Here is an 18,586-nt window from a genome sequence, read left to right on the forward strand (position 1 = left end):
AATCAATTCCATTGTCCAGAGGCGGGCCCTATTCTGAACCCACTCGCCAAGCTTTTCCTTGCCCCTCTTGTCGGAACCCCTGGAGTCTCACCATGACCGCCTGTACCACCCCTTCCGTCGCGGCCCTTGCCTCGATCGACCCGGCCGGCCGCTCGTTCTGGCGCCAGCTGCTGGCCCGTCTGCTACCGCCACCGGCCGCGCCCGAACCGGTCGGCCTGCACGACCTGGATGCGCGCATGCGGCGCGACATCGGCTGGTGCGAGGAGACCGTGCCGATGCCCGAGTTAGGCGCCTCGGCGCGGCGCGGACTGGACTTCCTCTGAGCCGCGCGACGGCCTCCCCGCGGCACCCCCTCAGTCGGGCGGGCGGTGCTTGTCGTGCCGTGCGATTTGCGCACTAATTCACGCGAGAGGTCCGTCCACCAGGCAGCGATGCCGAACCGGCCGGACCTGTTTGTCGGGGAGCAAGACGAGGTCGATGCGCCGGGCGTGAGCAGAGAGTCGCCGGCCTTGTCCGTTTGGAGCCGTGACCATGGTCCTCACCGCCGTCGCGTTGGCCGCCAGCCTGTCGTCTTCCCAGGCCTGCACCTGGGATCCCGCCACCCAAGCCGCCTACGAGGGCGATGTCGCCAGCAGCGTCGAGCGCTTCCAGGACCTGCCGCCGGAGCAACGCAAGGCGCTGCGTCAGCGCATCGACCGGCTGCGCTTCGATGAGCTGGTCTGGATCGATCGCGACGGGGTACGCGGCGAGCAGCGCTACGGCGATACGCTCAGCGGCCTGCTGAGCGGCCGCGGCGTCTGCGACCGGCCTGACCGCTCGGCCCTGAAGGTCGCGGAGCCGGCGCTGGCCTTCTGCGAAGGGCGGCAGTGCATTTTGGTCACGCTGAACGGGCACCACAGCCTGCGGGTCGAGCGCACCGGCCTGTCGCCACGGGCCGGCGTGGATCCGGAGCTGGTGCTGAGCGCCTATCCTCCGGCCGCTGGTGAGCCGGTCTATGCCCCGGGCCGGCTGTTGGTACTGGCGCGGGCCGGGCTGTCGGACGTGGAGCTGGGCAAGGTCATGGGTCCGCATGGAGCGAAGGCGAGACGAATCGGCAAGAGCGACCTGCACGTGATCGAGCTGCCGGGGAACGCGTCGGAGCGAGCGGTGCAGGCGCTGCTGGCCAAGCACCCGCAGCTGCGCTTCGTGGAGCTGGACCGGCGCGTGGCCCCGGCGATGGCGGTCAACGACCCCTATGCCGGCAGCCAATGGCACCTGAGCAAGATCGGCGCGCAGACCGCCTGGGACAAGAGCCAGGGCGCGGGCGTGACGATCGCGATCCTGGACACCGGCATCAACGCCAGCCACCCCGACCTGGCCGCGCGCATGGTGCCGGGCTGGAACTTCTACGACAACAATGCCAACACCACCGATGTGCATGGCCATGGCACGGCCGTGGCCGGCGGCGCCGCGGCGACCTTGAACAACGGCGTGGGCGTGGCCGCGGTGGCCGGCGCGGCGCGGCTGATGCCGGTGCGCATCGCCGACGCGAACGCGTATGCCTACTGGAGCACGGTGGCGCAGGGCGTGACCTGGGCGGCCGACAACGGCGCGCGCATCGCCAACATCAGCTATGTCGGCGTGGCCGGCAGCGCGGCGGTGCAGAGCGCGGCCAATTACATGAAGAGCAAGGGCGGCCTGGTGATCGCGGCAGCGGGCAACAACGGCATCGAGGAAACCATCGCGCCGACCAGCTCGATGATCGTGGTGTCGGCCACCGACAGCGCCGATGCGCTGGCCAGCTTCTCCAGCTGGGGCAGCTTCGTCACCGTGTCGGCCCCGGGCAAGGACATCTGGACCACGACGCGCGACGGCGGCTACCAGGCCTGGTGGGGCACCTCGATGGCCAGCCCGGTCGTCTCCGGCGTGCTCGGCCTGATGATGGCGGCCAAACCCGCGCTGAGCGGCAGCCAGATCGAGAGCCTGCTCTACAGCACAGCCCAGGACCTGGGCGATGTGGGCCGCGACAAGAAGTTCGGCTATGGCCGCGTCAACGCCGCCGCCGCGGCGGTGACGGCCGTGCTGACCGCCGCCGCGCCCGACACCCAGGCGCCCAGCGTCGGCATCGCCGCGCCGCTGGGGCTGAGCAACGTCAACGGCCTGGTGGCGGTGGACGTGACGGCCAGCGACAACGTCGGCGTCAGCCGGGTCGAGCTGCGGGCCAACGGCCAGCTCGTCGCGACCGACACCACGGCGCCCTATGCCTTCAGCTGGGACTCCAGCAAGGTGGCCAACGGCAACGCCAACCTGGTGGCCTATGCCTATGACGCGGCCGGCAATGCGGGCAGCTCGGCGGCGGTGACGGTCAATGTGGCCAACATCGTGGTGGCCGACACGACCGCGCCGGTGGTGAGCATCCTGAACCCGGTCAATGGCAGCACGGTGTCGGGCACCTTGAGCATCAGCGTCTCGGCCAGCGACAACGCCGGGGCGGCGGGCCTGGTGCAGACCCTGGCGATCGACGGCAAGACCGTGGCGACGGGCAGCGGAGCGAGCCTGGCCTACAACTGGAACACGCGCAAGGCGGCGTTGGGGACGCACACCGTTACCGCCACCGCCAGGGATGCTGCCGGTAACAGCCGCAGCGTGTCGGTGCAGGTCACCATCCGCTGAGACCGCCGCCCGCGTGCATGCTGCACCCGAGGTGTGATCAGATGTAAGCGGCCGAGGCACCACGCCCGGCCGACTTTTCCCGAGGAAACGGGATGCTTGTCCGCGGAGGCTGAACCGCTGCGGCGCGCCCAACCGGCCGTTACAAGTCCGCCCTGGCCTTGTCAAGGGGCTGCCGATAATGCGGGCGTGGATGCCTGATGGATTGGCCTCTCAGCGATATTGGCGGCTCGCCCCGGAGCTTTTCGGGGTGGCAGCGGACCCGATGGCTACCGCCCGGTAGCCCATCCCGCTCGACAAGAAAGAGCCCCAGCGCCTGTGCAGTACGACAGGCCCCCGCAGCAGAGTTGTTCTGCAAAGGGCAAACCGCGCGAAAGCGCGGGACGCAAAGTCAACGGTCTAAAGGGCCTGTGGCCCCATGACGGCTGGACTGCCAGACACAACCCCGTGCATCGCGGATGCTTTCCCGCGTCCGATGCCGTCACGGCGTGCAATTCCCTTGCCGCCGCTGCCCCCGTCTGCGCAGACCGGCCCAAGAGGGTCCAGGTTCTACTCAGAAGGTTTGGGTATGAACTTCTCCTCTTTCTCCGCCGGTTCCTCCGCGCACCGGATCCTGCTGCAACGCGGCTCGCATCTCATGATCGCCATCGCCACGGGTCTGGCGAGCTGGGGCGTTTCGGCACAGACGGCCGAGCCAGAATTCGCCAAGGGGCGCCTGCTGGTGCAGGCCCGCGCGGGGCTGTCGGATATTGAGATGGAGAAGGTTGCCAAGGGCCATGGCGGGAAGGCACGACGAATCGGCAAGAGCGACCTGCACGTGATCGAGCTGCCGGGGAACGCGTCGGAGCGAGCGGTGCAGGCGCTGCTGGCCAAGCACCCGCAGCTGCGCTTCGTGGAGCTGGACCGGCGCGTGGCCCCGGCGATGGCGGTCAACGACCCCTATGCCGGCAGCCAATGGCACCTGAGCAAGATCGGCGCGCAGACCGCCTGGGACAAGAGCCAGGGCGCGGGCGTGACGATCGCGATCCTGGACACCGGCATCAACGCCAGCCACCCCGACCTGGCCGCGCGCATGGTGCCGGGCTGGAACTTCTACGACAACAATGCCAACACCACCGATGTGCATGGCCATGGCACGGCCGTGGCCGGCGGCGCCGCGGCGACCTTGAACAACGGCGTGGGCGTGGCCGCGGTGGCCGGCGCGGCGCGGCTGATGCCGGTGCGCATCGCCGACGCGAACGCGTATGCCTACTGGAGCACGGTGGCGCAGGGCGTGACCTGGGCGGCCGACAACGGCGCGCGCATCGCCAACATCAGCTATGTCGGCGTGGCCGGCAGCGCGGCGGTGCAGAGCGCGGCCAATTACATGAAGAGCAAGGGCGGCCTGGTGATCGCGGCAGCGGGCAACAACGGCATCGAGGAAACCATCGCGCCGACCAGCTCGATGATCGTGGTGTCGGCCACCGACAGCGCCGATGCGCTGGCCAGCTTCTCCAGCTGGGGCAGCTTCGTCACCGTGTCGGCCCCGGGCAAGGACATCTGGACCACGACGCGCGACGGCGGCTACCAGGCCTGGTGGGGCACCTCGATGGCCAGCCCGGTCGTCTCCGGCGTGCTCGGCCTGATGATGGCGGCCAAACCCGCGCTGAGCGGCAGCCAGATCGAGAGCCTGCTCTACAGCACAGCCCAGGACCTGGGCGATGTGGGCCGCGACAAGAAGTTCGGCTATGGCCGCGTCAACGCCGCCGCGGCGGTGACGGCCGTGCTGACCGCCGCCGCGCCCGACACCCAGGCGCCCAGCGTCGGCATCGCCGCGCCGCTGGGGCTGAGCAACGTCAACGGCCTGGTGGCGGTGGACGTGACGGCCAGCGACAACGTCGGCGTCAGCCGGGTCGAGCTGCGGGCCAACGGCCAGCTCGTCGCGACCGACACCACGGCGCCCTATGCCTTCAGCTGGGACTCCAGCAAGGTGGCCAACGGCAACGCCAACCTGGTGGCCTATGCCTATGACGCGGCCGGCAATGCGGGCAGCTCGGCGGCGGTGACGGTCAATGTGGCCAACATCGTGGTGGCCGACACGACCGCGCCGGTGGTGAGCATCCTGAACCCGGTCAATGGCAGCACGGTGTCGGGCACCTTGAGCATCAGCGTCTCGGCCAGCGACAACGCCGGGGCGGCGGGCCTGGTGCAGACCCTGGCGATCGACGGCAAGACCGTGGCGACGGGCAGCGGAGCGAGCCTGGCCTACAACTGGAACACGCGCAAGGCGGCGTTGGGGACGCACACCGTTACCGCCACCGCCAGGGATGCTGCCGGTAACAGCCGCAGCGTGTCGGTGCAGGTCACCATCCGCTGAGACCGCCGCCCGCGTGCATGCTGCACCCGAGGTGTGATCAGATGTAAGCGGCCGAGGCACCACGCCCGGCCGACTTTTCCCGAGGAAACGGGATGCTTGTCCGCGGAGGCTGAACCGCTGCGGCGCGCCCAACCGGCCGTTACAAGTCCGCCCTGGCCTTGTCAAGGGGCTGCCGATAATGCGGGCGTGGATGCCTGATGGATTGGCCTCTCAGCGATATTGGCGGCTCGCCCCGGAGCTTTTCGGGGTGGCAGCGGACCCGATGGCTACCGCCCGGTAGCCCATCCCGCTCGACAAGAAAGAGCCCCAGCGCCTGTGCAGTACGACAGGCCCCCGCAGCAGCAGAGTTGTTCTGCAAAGGGCAAACCGCGCGAAAGCGCGGGACGCAAAGTCAACGGTCTAAAGGGCCTGTGGCCCCATGACGGCTGGACTGCCAGACACAACCCCGTGCATCGCGGATGCTTTCCCGCGTCCGATGCCGTCACGGCGTGCAATTCCCTTGCCGCCGCTGCCCCCGTCTGCGCAGACCGGCCCAAGAGGGTCCAGGTTCTACTCAGAAGGTTTGGGTATGAACTTCTCCTCTTTCTCCGCCGGTTCCTCCGCGCACCGGATCCTGCTGCAACGCGGCTCGCATCTCATGATCGCCATCGCCACGGGTCTGGCGAGCTGGGGCGTTTCGGCACAGACGGCCGAGCCAGAATTCGCCAAGGGGCGCCTGCTGGTGCAGGCCCGCGCGGGGCTGTCGGATATTGAGATGGAGAAGGTTGCCAAGGGCCATGGCGGGAAGGCACGACGAATCGGCAAGAGCGACCTGCACGTGATCGAGCTGCCGGGGAACGCGTCGGAGCGAGCGGTGCAGGCGCTGCTGGCCAAGCACCCGCAGCTGCGCTTCGTGGAGCTGGACCGGCGCGTGGCCCCGGCGATGGCGGTCAACGACCCTATGCCGGCAGCCAATGGCACCTGAGCAAGATCGGCGCGCAGACCGCCTGGGACAAGAGCCAGGGCGCGGGCGTGACGATCGCGATCCTGGACACCGGCATCAACGCCAGCCACCCCGACCTGGCCGCGCGCATGGTGCCGGGCTGGAACTTCTACGACAACAATGCCAACACCACCGATGTGCATGGCCATGGCACGGCCGTGGCCGGCGGCGCCGCGGCGACCTTGAACAACGGCGTGGGCGTGGCCGCGGTGGCCGGCGCGGCGCGGCTGATGCCGGTGCGCATCGCCGACGCGAACGCGTATGCCTACTGGAGCACGGTGGCGCAGGGCGTGACCTGGGCGGCCGACAACGGCGCGCGCATCGCCAACATCAGCTATGTCGGCGTGGCCGGCAGCGCGGCGGTGCAGAGCGCGGCCAATTACATGAAGAGCAAGGGCGGCCTGGTGATCGCGGCAGCGGGCAACAACGGCATCGAGGAAACCATCGCGCCGACCAGCTCGATGATGATCGTGGTGTCGGCCACCGACAGCGCCGATGCGCTGGCCAGCTTCTCCAGCTGGGGCAGCTTCGTCACCGTGTCGGCCCCGGGCAAGGACATCTGGACCACGACGCGCGACGGCGGCTACCAGGCCTGGTGGGGCACCTCGATGGCCAGCCCGGTCGTCTCCGGCGTGCTCGGCCTGATGATGGCGGCCAAACCCGCGCTGAGCGGCAGCCAGATCGAGAGCCTGCTCTACAGCACAGCCCAGGACCTGGGCGATGTGGGCCGCGACAAGAAGTTCGGCTATGGCCGCGTCAACGCCGCCGCGGCGGTGACGGCCGTGCTGACCGCCGCCGCGCCCGACACCCAGGCGCCCAGCGTCGGCATCGCCGCGCCGCTGGGGCTGAGCAACGTCAACGGCCTGGTGGCGGTGGACGTGACGGCCAGCGACAACGTCGGCGTCAGCCGGGTCGAGCTGCGGGCCAACGGCCAGCTCGTCGCGACCGACACCACGGCGCCCTATGCCTTCAGCTGGGACTCCAGCAAGGTGGCCAACGGCAACGCCAACCTGGTGGCCTATGCCTATGACGCGGCCGGCAATGCGGGCAGCTCGGCGGCGGTGACGGTCAATGTGGCCAACATCGTGGTGGCCGACACGACCGCGCCGGTGGTGAGCATCCTGAACCCGGTCAATGGCAGCACGGTGTCGGGCACCTTGAGCATCAGCGTCTCGGCCAGCGACAACGCCGGGGCGGCGGGCCTGGTGCAGACCCTGGCGATCGACGGCAAGACCGTGGCGACGGGCAGCGGAGCGAGCCTGGCCTACAACTGGAACACGCGCAAGGCGGCGTTGGGGACGCACACCGTTACCGCCACCGCCAGGGATGCTGCCGGTAACAGCCGCAGCGTGTCGGTGCAGGTGACACGCCGCTGAGCGGATCGTCTTCCAAGACCAAAACAAAGCCCGCCATCGGCGGGCTTTTTTCATTGAAGCCGAAGGACCGGTCGGCTCAACGGCGAGCGCGCTTCAGGTGGCGCGTCCAGCCGGCGCTCAGCAGCGCCAGGGCAACCAGGGCCAAGCTGGCGGGTTCGGGCACGCCGCCCCCCCACCTCCGCCGCCGCCCCCACCGCCACCGCCACCCGTCTTCCAGGTGACGTCGTGTGAGCCGGGGTTGTTGTCGAGCGTCGTGCGCAAAGTGGTCTGACCCTGTGTGTCGGTCACCAGGGCCATGACGTCGAAATGCACCCAGCTATAGCCGGATATGGCCAGCAGCAATTCCTTGATCTGGCCATCGGCTCCGCCGGTCTCGCTGGCGAAGTCGGGCACTGCGCCGGGGTTGTTGGCGAAGTTGCCGATGTCGAAGTACAGGAAGTCGGCCGTGGCGTCTTTCACCGGATCATGGTTGTTGGGGAAAAAGGCCGTGTCCGAAGTCGTGAAGGCATTGAGGCCATTGATGGTGAGCGTGCCCGCCGCACCCTCAGCCACCGTAGCCATCAGCACCGCGCCGCGCGTGTTGAAGATCGAGGGGAACAGGCTGCCGTTGGTGTACTCCATCTGCGACCAGTCCTTGCCGCCCGGATACATGCCGCCAAGCAGCAGGTCGCCAGGCTTGTAAGCTCCGCCGACAAACAGCTTGGTGCCGGAGGTGGTGGCGGTATCGGTCTCGGTCGGATTGGTCAGGTTGGCGACGTAGTCGGCATAGGTGCCTTCGCCCGGGCCGCCCGGGGCGCCGACCTGCAATGTCGGGACCGCTCCCACGCTGCCTGCGGCCAACAGGCTGGCGAGGGCGACGACCCCGAGGGACTGTCGTAATGAGACTCTCTTGTGGTGATGACGCATGGCTGGACTCCTTGGAGTTTGGCTAACGGCAATATCGTTAAGCAATTCTCGAGCCAGTTCGCAAGTTGTTGATTTTTATGACTTGATCCACATGACTTTGAGATACCAGTTGATCTTGTAAATTTCTCCGACAGTGCTAGCCACCGCTGCGCCGCAACTGGTATTCACGCAGGCTCTGCTGCAGGGCCTGGCGGCGGGCGCCCTCGGGCATTTCCGCGGCCAGGGCCTGGTAGCGGGCCCAGTTCGCCTCGTTGACGAAGGGGGTCAGCTGCTCCGCCACGGTCTGTGCGGCGAACAGGCCACCGGTGCGCAGGGTGGCGCCGAGCATGCTGTCCAGACCGGCATCCAACCCCAGCTTCTGCCACTGCTCGAGGATGGGCAGGGCGATCCTGAACAGCGGCGCGTCATGGTTGTCGGCCAGCGCCGCGATGGTGGCGGCGACGGTTGCGGCGTCGGGCGGCAGACCGGCGGCCAGGCGCAGCGCGGCCTCCTGCACATGGCCGTCGGGAAAGGCCAGGAACTCGCGCGCCAGCGCGCCCAGCTCGGCCGTGTTGCCGCCGCCCTCGCGTGGCAGGGCGCGCAGCTGCGCGGCGATCGCGTGGGCGGCGGCGAAATGGGCGCTGCGGCTGTCGGTCTCGGGAAAGCCGCAGCTGTCGGCGTAGTAGCAGCGTTTCAACGCGCGCAGCGCGGCCTGGGGCTGCTGTTGCAGCGCCGCGGCGGCCTGGCTGCCGGCGGGCGGTGCGGCAACCGATAACGGTGCCGCACCGGTGTGCTGGCTCGGCGGCCCGGATGACATTGGCCCGCCGGCATGGCCGGCCGTGCCGCTCGTCAGAGCCTGCCGCCCGCGCTCGGGCTCGGCCAGCCAGGCGCCGATGGCCACCGCGGCGGCGACCAGGCCCAGCGCGATCGGCAGTCGCGGCTGTTTCTTCATCGCGGCTTGCCCTTACTGCCCGGCCTGCAGCGGCTGCAGGCCGACGAAGAGCGGGGCCGGCCAGCGGTTGGTGTAGCAGACGGCGTTGCCTCCGCCGCCGGTCTGCGCCAGGCAGGCATTCGCCAAGATGCTGCCGAAGGGACCGAACACGTCCTGCTCGGTCTGCCCGTTGCGCTGTACCGTCTCGACGCAGTGGAAGCGATGCTTCATCGAGCGCTCGGCGCCACGCGGGCAGTCGCCGTTGCCGCGGTAGGCGGCCGCTGCGGGGCGCTGCCAGAGCTGGGTCTGCAGCGCTCGGCCCTCGATCACCACGCCGCGCTGGGCCGTGCAGCCCGCTCCGCCGCCGGCCGCCAGGCATTGCTGGGTGGCGGTCTCGCCGAAGGGGCCGTAGGCGGTGGAGGCGCTGACGCAATGGCGCAGATGCGCGTCGAACTGCGTGCCCGCCGGGCAGAGCGCGGCCTTGGCGCTCACGCCGTCGGGCGGCGTGCTGGGCCGGGTCCAGCTGGCCAGGGTGTTGGCCGGGTAGACGTTGCCGGCGTTGATCCAGCCGTCCTGGCCGTTGAAGTTCACCCGGTAGTAGAGGTTGTTCAGCGAGGTGGTGGCGAAGATCTCCTTGACCTGCAGCCGGGTGCCGCGCGGCAGCGAGCCGCGCAGCAGGCCCGCGGGCGTGTCGCGCAGGTTCAGGTTGCTGGTGGTGGCCACCTCGACCCAGTCGCCGGGGTAGGGCAGCAGGGCGGTGGCGCCGGCCGCGGGCGGCGCCCAGGCGGCGATGCCGGCATGGGTGTCGCGGTTGCCGGCGTGGATCCAGCCGTCCAGCTCGCCATGCCTGACGCGGTAGTAGCGCTCCTGGGCGACCGGGTCGCGCAGCTCGAAGTCCAGCAGCTGGTAGGCGCCGGCGGGCAGGGTGGCGATCACGGCGCCGTCCACCGTACCGCGCAGCGGCAGCGCGGCCTTGGTCGCGAAGCTCGCGCCGACCGACAGCAGGCCCGGCACCTGGGCGCGGCAGAGCTGGTTGCGGTTGTAGTCGATGCGCTTCCTGCCGTTGATCTCATAGCCATAGACGGTCAGGGCCTGGCCGGCGTCGAAGGGCGCGATCGCGGCCAGGCAGGCGGCGTCGCGCATCGCGTCCACGCAATGCACGGTGCCCGCCGCGAGCACGCAGGCGCCGGCGCCCACCTTCAGCAGCTTGCCGTTCCAGTCACCGCCGGAGCTGGGCAGCGGGCATTGGCTGCCCATGTCCATCAGGCAGGCGATGTCGATCGCCACCGGCTTGAGCTTGTCGGCGACATCGGCCTCCCAGTACTTCTTGGTGTAGACGTCGAGGTAGCTGTTGTCCTTGGCGGCATTGGCATCCGCCGGGTTCTGCCAGCGGCAGATGCGCGTCGGGCCGCCGTTGTAGGCCGACCAGGCGGAGCGTGCGCGGTCGCGCCAGTAGCTGGCATCGACGGTCCGGCCGGCCAGGCAGCTGGCGGGCGCCTTCTTCCACGCGTCGTAGTAGATCTCGATCGAGTAGGCGAAGTTCTGCATCATGTTCCAGCCCTTGCCCTCGGAGACCGGCACGAAGTGGTAGCGGTCGTCGAGCTGCATCATGCCGTGACCATGGCCGGAGTCGCCGCGCATCATCTTCAGCTGGTAGGGCAGGCCGGCGGCGAGCTGGGCGTCGCGGTAATGCGACCAGAAGCTCTCCTGGCGCAACAGCGCGAACAGGCCCCATTGGAAGGCGGCCTTCTCCTCGGCATCCGCGGCCGGGTTGCGCAGCGTGAGGTAGCGCGCGGCGGACTCGCGCGCCATCGCGTACATCTCCTGCATGTAGCGCTTCTGCTCGGTGGCGCGGGTCTGGGCGTCGTCGAAGATCAGCGGGCCATAGTTGCCGCGCACGAAGGCGTCCGGGCCGAAGGTGGCTGCATCGCAGCCGCTGGGTGCGCGGCCATGGCTCCAGCTGCCGCCGACCTTGTTATCGCACAGCCAGTCATTCGGCGTGGGGTTCTGGGCCCGGGCGCCGCCCAGGGCCAGCAGCAGGCCGGCGCCGAGCGCCAGCAGGGCGCGCAGACCGCGGGCCGCGCTGTTGTTGTGTGATGTCATCGAACATCCTCCGCATCGGGGCGTGGGTGGCCGCGGCTTTCGGCCTCGGGGCCGACTCCGACGGTGTGACGAGAAAGAAACGGAAAAAAGACGAAAGGGCGTCAGGCGCGCCGGCGCCGGATCGCCAGCCCCAGCGCCGCCAGGCCCGCGCTCAGCAGGGCCAGGCTGGCCGGTTCCGGCACCGCGGCCACATTGCCGCTGTGTACGGCCCAGGCATAAAACTCGCCGGCCTTGGGCGAGAAACCCTGGTCGCCGAAGGCGGTGAAGAAATGAAAGGCCTCGTCCTGATATTCGGGGATGGTGGTGCCGGTCCAGTAGGCGAAATTGTGCAGATTCGCAAAGGGGCCGCTGTTCTGCAGGCCGCCGACCGCGGTATTGCGCAGATTCACATGGAACATATGGCCGAGTTCCGAATGCAGGCCCTTGATATTGAGCCCGCTGTCGCTGCTGCCGTCCTCGGCATAGTCCAGATTGAACCGGATGCCATTGGCCGGCGTCACCGTCGGCAGGCGCCAGCCGCCGACGCCGCCGAAGCTCAGGCCGGCCACCCAGTCCTGCGCCTGCTGCCAGCTCATCAGGCCGTCGGCGTCATGGCCGCTGGTCCGGGCGTAGTTGGCGTCCAGCAGCCAGGTCAGGTCGGCCACATCGTCATAGACCATGCCATTGCCGTAGTTGACCAGCGCCGCCTGGCTGGCGCCGGCGCCCGCCAGCCCGAGGGCCAGTGCCGCAAGCGTTCGCCTGTTTCTTTTTCCAATCGTCGTCATCGAATCCCTCGTCAAAGGATGTGCTGGTTTCGTATTCCGGCGATATGAAAATGCCGGACCCGGGCAATACCCGGCCCGCCCGCTCAATTTCGATAATTGGTCGGTGACTGGTATTGGTTGTGTAAATCTTGGCAAAGCCGTGAAAAACCAAGCCTAGGGCTAACCAGCGTCCGGAATTACTTTTTGGCGTCGGCCCATGAGGTTTTGATATGAAACCACGCTAACTGTCCCTATAACTAGGGATGCCATCGGCGCGACTGTCCGTGGCCTTACCTGTCCCGTGAACCCGCGACGCCGCGGGCATCGGCCGCCCGATGCGGTACAAGCAGGGTTCTGGTTTTGCCTGAGCCCAGGCCTGACGGTGCTCTGTACTCTGTATCCAGAATCCAGGGCGCTTGGCGGCGGGCCGTCAACCGACCCCGAAAACCGTCCCGGATGCGGTCAGAATGGCGCCCCGGCAAATGGGGCCGCAATGACGGGCCGTGCGGACATGGTGGTGATGGTGAACGGTGATGAGCAGCAGTAACAGCAGCAGTGGCGGTGATGGCGGCGAGGCCTTCGAATGGCAAAGCCGGGTGCGTCTGGTGGACGAGGTCGCCCGCGTGCTGCGGCAGCGCATCTATACCGGCTTCTACCCGCCGGGCGAACTGCTGCGCCAGGTGCAGCTGTCCGAGGACCTGAAGGTCAGCCGCACGCCGCTGCGCGAGGCGCTGCGCATGCTGCAGAGCGAGGGCCTGGTGGAGGCCGACGGGGTGCGCGGCGTCAGCGTCGCGCGCGCCGACCGCACCCGGCTGCTGAATGCCTATGCGCTGCGCGAGATGCTGGACGGCCTGGCCGCGCGCCAGGCGGCCGAGCGCGCGTCAGACCGCGCGCGGGCGCTGCTGGTGCCGATCATCGAGGCGCAGCGCCATACCCTGGACCCCTGGCGGCCGGCCGAGTACACGCGGCTGAACGTCGAGCTGCATGTGGCCATCGTCGAGCTGGCCGACAACGAATTCCTCTCGGCCCAGCTGGCCCTGGTGCGCAAGACCTCGCAGGTGTTCGCGCCCGCGGTGCTGATCAGCCAGGACCGCGCGGGGCCGGCGATCCAGGAGCACCAGCGCATCGTCGAGGCGATCGCCGCCGGTGACGGCGAGCTGGCCGAGCGGCTGGGCCGCCTGCATATCCAGGCCACGATCCGCTGCCTGCGGGCGGAGATCGCCGAGGAGGCCGCCGCTAGCGCGGCCGCGCGCCACGCGACGGCCGCATGACGATCTTCCTGGCGCGCCGCCTGGGCACGCTGATCCTGACCCTGCTGGCCGCCTCCGCGCTGGTGTTCGCGGTGCTGGAGATCCTGCCCGGCAATGCCGCGCAGCTGCTGATGGGACCGGACGCCGCGCCCGACGCGGTGGCGGCGCTGGCCGAGAAGCTGGGGCTGAACCAGCCGGCCTGGCAGCGCTATCTGCAATGGCTGGCCGGCCTGGCGCGGCTGGACATGGGCCTGTCCTATGCCTACAGCACGCCGGTGGCCGAGCTGGTGCTGGAGCGCCTGGCGCTGACCGTGCCGCTGGCCTTGCTGGCGATGGCGCTGACCACCGCGATCGCGCTCTCCACCGGCATCTACGCCGCGGCGCGCCACGGCAGGCCGGGTGACATGGGCGTGATGCTGATCAGCCAGCTGGGCATCGCGGTGCCCAGCTTCTGGTTCGCGATCCTGCTGATCCTCTTGTTCGCGGTGAAGCTGCAATGGCTGTCGGCCGGCGGCTTCCCGGGCTGGAGCGAGGACGCCGGCGGCGGCTTCTGGCCGGCGCTGCAGGCGCTGATCCTGCCGGCGCTGGCGCTGGCCGTGGTGCAGGCTGCGATCCTGGCGCGCATCACCCGCTCGGCGATGCTGGAGGTGCTGCGCGAGGACTTCATGCGCACCGCGCGCGCCAAGGGCCTGTCGAAGCGCCGCGCGCTCTGGGGTCATGCCTTGCGCAACGCGATGATCCCGGTGCTGACCGTGATGGGCCTGCAGTTCGCCAACCTGCTGGCCGGCACCATCGTGGTCGAGAACGTGTTCTACCTGCCGGGCCTGGGCCGGCTGATCTTCCAGTCGATCGCCAACCGCGACCTGATCGTGGTGCGCAACTGCGTGCTGCTGCTCGCGGTGATGGTGATCGTCGTCAACTTCGTGGTCGATGTGCTGTACGCCTGGATCGATCCGCGCATCAAGACCTCAGAGTTATGACCCGGCATCGCAGTTTCCTTGTCGGCGCGCTGCTGTGCGGCCTGGTGCTGGCCGCGGCGGCGCTGTCCCTGGTCTGGACGCCCTGGCCGCCCTACGAGATCGACATGGCCGCCAAGCTGCAGCCGCCCAGCGCGCGGCATTGGCTGGGCACGGACACGCTGGGCCGCGACGTGCTGAGCCTGATCCTGGTCGGCGCGCGCAACTCCATCCTGGTCGGCGTGATCGCGGTCGGCATCGGCCTGGCCGCGGGCCTGCTGCTCGGCTTGTGGGCGGCGGCGCGGCGCGGCTGGGTGGAGGAGGCGCTGATGCGCCTGACCGACTTCAGCTTCGCCTTTCCGGCCATCCTGCTGGCCATCATGCTGAGCGCGGTGGCCGGGCCGGGCATCGTCAATGCGATCGTCGCGATCGGCCTGCACAACATCCCGACCTTCGCCCGCATCACCCGCGCCGCGGCGCGCCAGCAATGGGCGCGCGACTATGTGCTGGCCGCGCGCGCCTGCGGCAAGGGGCCCTGGCGCATCAGCTGGGAGCATGTGCTGCCGAACATCGCGCCGGTGCTGATCGTGCAGGCGACGATCCAGTTCGCGCTGGCCATCCTGGCCGAGGCCGCGCTGTCCTATCTGGGCCTGGGCACGCAGCCGCCCGCGCCCAGCTGGGGCCGCATGCTGGCCGAGGCCCAGACTCTTCTGTTCCAGGCGCCGCTGCTGGCGGTGTTCCCGGGCCTGGCCATCATGCTGGCGGTGCTGGGGCTGAACCTGCTGGGCGACGGGCTGCGCGACATCCTGGACCCGAAGCTGGCGAGGGCGCGCTGATGTTGGAAGTCGAAGACCTGCGCATCACGCTCGCCACGCCGCAGGGCCCGGCCGAGGCCGTGCGCGGCATCGACTTTGCGCTGGCGCGCGGCGACACCCTGGGCCTGATCGGCGAATCGGGCAGCGGCAAATCCCTGAGCGCGCTGGCGCTGATGGGCCTGCTGCCGGAGGGCGCCAGGGCCAGCGGCCGCGTGCTTTTCGAGGGTCAGGACTTGCTGACCCTGTCGGAGCGTGCGTTGGCCGGCCTGCGCGGCCGGCGCCTGGCGATGGTGTTCCAGGAGCCGATGACGGCGCTGAACCCGCTGCACCCGATCGGCCGCCAGGTGGCCGAGCCGCTGCGCCTGCACCTGGGCTTGAGCCGGCACGAGGCCGAGGGCCGCGCGCTGACCCTGCTGGAGCGGGTCGGACTGCCGGACGCGCGGCGGCGCCTGGCGGCCTATCCGCATGAGCTGTCCGGCGGCCAGCGCCAGCGGGTCGGCATCGCGATGGCGCTGGCCTGCGAGCCGGCGCTGCTGATCGCCGACGAGCCGACCACCGCGCTGGACGTCACCGTGCAGGCGCAGATCCTGGACCTGCTGGCCGAGCTGGTCGAGGAGCGCGGCATGGCCCTGCTCTTGATCTCGCACGACCTGGGCGTGATCGCCGAGAACGTCGCCTCGATGCTGGTGATGTACGGCGGCACGGTGGTCGAGCGCGGCCCCAGCGCGGCCGTGTTCGAGCGCATGGGGCATCCCTACACCCAGGGCCTGATGGCCGCGCGGCCGCGCCTGGGCTCGGCACGGGGTCAGGCCTTGCGCGCGATCCCCGGCAGCGTGCCGGGCCTGCACGAGATGCCGCCCGGCTGCCCCTTCGCGCCACGCTGCGCACTGGCGACCGCGGACTGCGCGGCCGCGCGGCCCGCGGCGCGGCCGCTCGGTCCGGGCCACGACGCGCGCTGCGTCCATCTGGCGGAGGCCCTGGCCGATGGCTGAACCGACCCCCTTGCTAGAGCTGCGCGGGCTGAGCCGGCATTACCGCCTGCCGCGCGAGCGCTTGTTCGGGCCTGTGCCGCGCATGCAGGCGCTGCGCGATATCAGCCTGCGCCTGCCGGCCGGGCGCTCGCTGGGCATCGTCGGCGAATCGGGCTCGGGCAAGAGCACCCTGGCGCGGGCGGTGATGGCGCTGGACGAGCCGCATCAGCGGGATGGGGGCCAGGTCTTGCTGGATGGCCGCGACCTGCTGGCGCTGGCGCCCGAGGAGCTGCGCCTCGCCCGCGCCCGCCTGCAGATGGTGTTCCAGGACCCCTACGGCTCGCTGGACCCGCGCCGCCAGGTCGGCCGCATCGTCGCCGAGCCGCTGGCCAGCCTGACCGGGCTGGGCGCGGCCGCGCAGCGCGAGCGCGTGCTGGAAACGGTGCTGGCGGTGGGCCTGCGCGAGGCGGACCTGGACAAGTATCCGCACGAGTTCTCCGGCGGCCAGCGCCAGCGCATCGCGATCGCGCGTGCCATCGTCACGCGGCCGGCCCTGGTGGTGGCCGACGAGCCGGTCAGCGCGCTGGACGTCTCGGTGCAGGCCCAGGTGCTGAACCTGCTGGCCGAGCTGCGCCAGCGTTTCCGGCTGAGCTATCTGCTGATCAGCCATGACCTGGCGGTTGTCGACCATGTCTGCGACGAGATCCTGGTGCTGTATCGCGGCCGCGTGGTGGAGCAGGGCAGCCCGGAGGCGCTGTTCCGCCTGGCGGCCCATCCCTATACCCAGGCGCTGCTGGATGCGGTGCCGCAGGCGCGGCCGGGCGCGCGGCGGCGCAGGCCGGCGGCAGCTGCGCCGCTGGCGGCCCAGGCAAGACCCGGCACCGGCTGCGACTATGCCGCGCGCTGCCCGCATGCCACGCCGCGCTGCCTGGCCGAGGCGCCGGGCCTGCGTGCGCTGGGCGGCGGGCAACAGGCCGCCTGCCACCATGCCGAGGCGATACTGCGCCATCGCGTGGTTCATCTGGAGGAGGCTTCGCCATGAAGAAGACGAGAAGACAAGCACTGCTGCTGTGGTCGGCGATGGGCGCCGCCAGCGTCGCCTCGGCCCTGCTGGCCGCCGCACCGGCCGCCCAGGCGCAGGCGCGCAAGGACGGCAGCCTGGTGCTGGCGATGACCCTGGAGCCGCCCGGCCTGGACCCGACCGCCGGCGCGGCCTCGGCGATCGCCGAGATCGTGCACTACAACATCTTCGAGACCCTGACAAAGATCGGCGCGGACGGCAAGGTCAGCCCGCTGCTGGCCGAGAGCTGGGAGGTCTCGCCGGACCTGAAGACCTGGACCTTCAAGCTCAGGCGTGGCGTGAAGTTCCAGAACGGCGAGCCCTTCGACGCGGCCGCGGTGAAGTTCAGCTTCGAGCGCGCCGCCTCCGACAAGAGCAGCAACAAGGACAAGCGCCTGTTCGCCAGCATGGCCTTCGTCGGCACGCCCGATCCGCATACCGTGGTGATCGGGCTGAAGACCATCGAGCCGGATTTCCTGTTCCTGATCGGTCAGGCCACCGCCGCGATCGTCGAGCCCAGGAGCGCCGAGAAGAACGCCACCCAGCCGGTCGGCACCGGCCCCTACAAGCTGGACGCTTGGGCCAAGGGCGCCAGCGTCACCCTGGGCAAATGGGAGGGCTACCGAGCCGCTGGCGCGGTGAAGCTCAAGCGCGTGACATTCCGCTTCATCGGCGACCCGGCGGCCCAGGTCGCGGCCCTGCTGTCCGGCGATGTGGACGCCTTCCCGCGCGTGGCGGCGGCGCGCAGCCTGGCGCAGTTCCAGCAAAGCCCCAAGCGCTTCCAGGTGATCCAGGCCGGCTCGCGCGCCAAGACCATTGTCGCGATCAACAACAGGAAGAAGCCGCTCGACGATGTGCGGGTGCGCCGCGCGATCGCGCTGGCGATCGACCGCAAGGCGGTGATCGAGGCCGCGGCCGACGGCTTCGGCGTGCCGATCGGCAGCCATTACGTGCCGGGCGCACCCGGCTATGTGGACCTGACCGCGGCCAGCCCCTTCGACCCGGCCAAGGCGCGCGCGCTGCTGAAGGAGGCCGGCGTGAGCGCGCCGCTGGAGCTGAGCCTGAAGCTGCCGCCGACGCCCTATGCGCGCCAGGGCGGCGAGGTGGTGGCCGCGCAGCTGGCCAAGGTGGGCATCACCGCCAAGATCGAGAACGTCGAATGGGCGCAATGGCTGTCCGGCGTCTACACGAACCGCAACTACGACCTGTCGATCATTTCCCATGTCGAGCCCTTCGACCTGGCCAACTACGCCAAGCCCGGCTACTACTGGGGCTATGAGAGCGCGGAGTTCAACCAGCTGTTCGACAGGATCAACAACAGCCCGCGCGAGCCCGAGCGCCTGAAGCTGCTGGGCGATGCGCAGCGCCTGCTGGCGCGCGACGCGGTCAACACCTGGCTCTATCAGCCGGTCTGGATCACGGTGGCGAAACGCCAGGTCAAGGGCCTATGGACCAGCATGCCGATCTTCGTCAACGACCTGTCGACCCTGAGCTGGGAGTGAGCCTCCG

The 18,586-nt window shown here is 69.6% G+C and carries 16 protein-coding genes and 2 riboswitches; of the genes, 11 read left to right on the top strand and 5 right to left on the bottom strand.

Features of this window, described 5'->3' with window-relative positions; genetic code table 11:
* Positions 1-92: 92 nt before the first annotated feature.
* The 5 genes from G8A07_RS02020 to G8A07_RS02035 all read left to right on the top strand — a co-directional run bounded on the left by G8A07_RS02020 (position 93) and on the right by G8A07_RS02035 (position 7,363).
* Positions 93-323 (top strand): hypothetical protein, encoded by a 231-nt coding sequence (locus G8A07_RS02020; RefSeq protein WP_195795471.1) that lies wholly within the window; start codon positions 93-95, stop codon positions 321-323.
* A 208-nt stretch (positions 324-531) separates the two neighbouring features.
* Positions 532-2,652: a S8 family serine peptidase gene (locus G8A07_RS02025; protein WP_195795472.1), complete on the top strand. Its 2,121-nt coding sequence runs from the start codon at positions 532-534 to the stop codon at positions 2,650-2,652.
* Positions 2,653-2,999: 347 nt separating this feature from the next.
* Positions 3,000-3,087: riboswitch (cyclic di-GMP riboswitch) on the top strand.
* 130 nt (positions 3,088-3,217) lie between these two features.
* Positions 3,218-5,005 (top strand): S8 family serine peptidase, encoded by a 1,788-nt coding sequence (locus tag G8A07_RS02030; RefSeq protein WP_249937193.1) that lies wholly within the window; start codon positions 3,218-3,220, stop codon positions 5,003-5,005.
* Between the two features lie 350 nt (positions 5,006-5,355).
* A riboswitch (cyclic di-GMP riboswitch) is annotated at positions 5,356-5,443 on the top strand.
* A 130-nt stretch (positions 5,444-5,573) separates the two neighbouring features.
* Positions 5,574-5,969, top strand: a complete 396-nt coding sequence (locus tag G8A07_RS27770; protein WP_249937194.1) for a hypothetical protein — start codon at positions 5,574-5,576, stop codon at positions 5,967-5,969.
* Positions 5,970-6,016: 47 nt separating this feature from the next.
* Positions 6,017-7,363, top strand: a complete 1,347-nt coding sequence (locus G8A07_RS02035; RefSeq protein WP_249937195.1) for a S8 family serine peptidase — start codon at positions 6,017-6,019, stop codon at positions 7,361-7,363.
* A gap of 76 nt (positions 7,364-7,439) precedes the next feature.
* Here G8A07_RS02035 and G8A07_RS28230 read toward each other — a convergent pair whose 3' ends face one another.
* From G8A07_RS28230 to G8A07_RS02055, 5 genes are all read right to left on the bottom strand, one after another.
* Positions 7,440-7,508, bottom strand: a complete 69-nt coding sequence (locus G8A07_RS28230; RefSeq protein ID WP_371816464.1) for a hypothetical protein — start codon at positions 7,506-7,508, stop codon at positions 7,440-7,442.
* Positions 7,481-8,269 carry a choice-of-anchor N protein gene (locus G8A07_RS02040; protein WP_195795473.1) on the bottom strand — a complete coding sequence of 263 codons (789 nt, stop codon included), beginning with the start codon at positions 8,267-8,269 and terminating at the stop codon, positions 7,481-7,483. The genes G8A07_RS28230 and G8A07_RS02040 overlap by 28 nt, the downstream gene beginning before the upstream one ends.
* Positions 8,270-8,405: 136 nt before the next feature.
* Positions 8,406-9,200: a hypothetical protein gene (locus G8A07_RS02045; protein ID WP_195795474.1), complete on the bottom strand. Its 795-nt coding sequence runs from the start codon at positions 9,198-9,200 to the stop codon at positions 8,406-8,408.
* Between the two features lie 12 nt (positions 9,201-9,212).
* On the bottom strand, positions 9,213-11,282 hold the full coding sequence (locus G8A07_RS02050) for an SH3 domain-containing protein (RefSeq protein WP_195795475.1): 2,070 nt from the start codon (positions 11,280-11,282) through the stop codon (positions 9,213-9,215).
* A 101-nt stretch (positions 11,283-11,383) separates the two neighbouring features.
* Positions 11,384-12,046 (bottom strand): DUF1566 domain-containing protein, encoded by a 663-nt coding sequence (locus G8A07_RS02055; RefSeq protein WP_195795476.1) that lies wholly within the window; start codon positions 12,044-12,046, stop codon positions 11,384-11,386.
* 512 nt (positions 12,047-12,558) lie between these two features.
* On the opposite strand from G8A07_RS02055, the gene G8A07_RS02060 reads away from it, so the two are divergent.
* Genes G8A07_RS02060 through G8A07_RS02085 form a run of 6 tightly spaced genes read left to right on the top strand, consistent with a single transcriptional unit; the run spans position 12,559 to position 18,579 of the window.
* Complete coding sequence (locus G8A07_RS02060) at positions 12,559-13,296, top strand: GntR family transcriptional regulator (RefSeq protein WP_195795477.1); 738 nt, start codon at positions 12,559-12,561, stop codon at positions 13,294-13,296.
* Positions 13,293-14,255, top strand: a complete 963-nt coding sequence (locus G8A07_RS02065) for an ABC transporter permease (protein ID WP_195795478.1) — start codon at positions 13,293-13,295, stop codon at positions 14,253-14,255. The genes G8A07_RS02060 and G8A07_RS02065 overlap by 4 nt, the downstream gene beginning before the upstream one ends.
* Positions 14,252-15,067 (top strand): ABC transporter permease, encoded by an 816-nt coding sequence (locus G8A07_RS02070; protein WP_195795479.1) that lies wholly within the window; start codon positions 14,252-14,254, stop codon positions 15,065-15,067. The genes G8A07_RS02065 and G8A07_RS02070 overlap by 4 nt, the downstream gene beginning before the upstream one ends.
* Positions 15,067-16,038: an ABC transporter ATP-binding protein gene (locus G8A07_RS02075; RefSeq protein WP_195795480.1), complete on the top strand. Its 972-nt coding sequence runs from the start codon at positions 15,067-15,069 to the stop codon at positions 16,036-16,038. The genes G8A07_RS02070 and G8A07_RS02075 overlap by 1 nt, the downstream gene beginning before the upstream one ends.
* The gene (locus G8A07_RS02080) at positions 16,031-17,059 is read left to right on the top strand and encodes an oligopeptide/dipeptide ABC transporter ATP-binding protein (RefSeq protein WP_195795481.1); all 1,029 of its coding nucleotides are present in this window, start codon (positions 16,031-16,033) and stop codon (positions 17,057-17,059) included. The genes G8A07_RS02075 and G8A07_RS02080 overlap by 8 nt, the downstream gene beginning before the upstream one ends.
* Positions 17,056-18,579: an ABC transporter substrate-binding protein gene (locus G8A07_RS02085; protein WP_371816413.1), complete on the top strand. Its 1,524-nt coding sequence runs from the start codon at positions 17,056-17,058 to the stop codon at positions 18,577-18,579. Before G8A07_RS02080 ends, G8A07_RS02085 begins: the two co-directional genes overlap by 4 nt.
* Positions 18,580-18,586: the final 7 nt, after the last annotated feature.

Source organism: Roseateles sp. DAIF2 (assembly GCF_015624425.1).
In the GTDB taxonomy this organism is placed as follows: domain Bacteria; phylum Pseudomonadota; class Gammaproteobacteria; order Burkholderiales; family Burkholderiaceae_C; genus Kinneretia.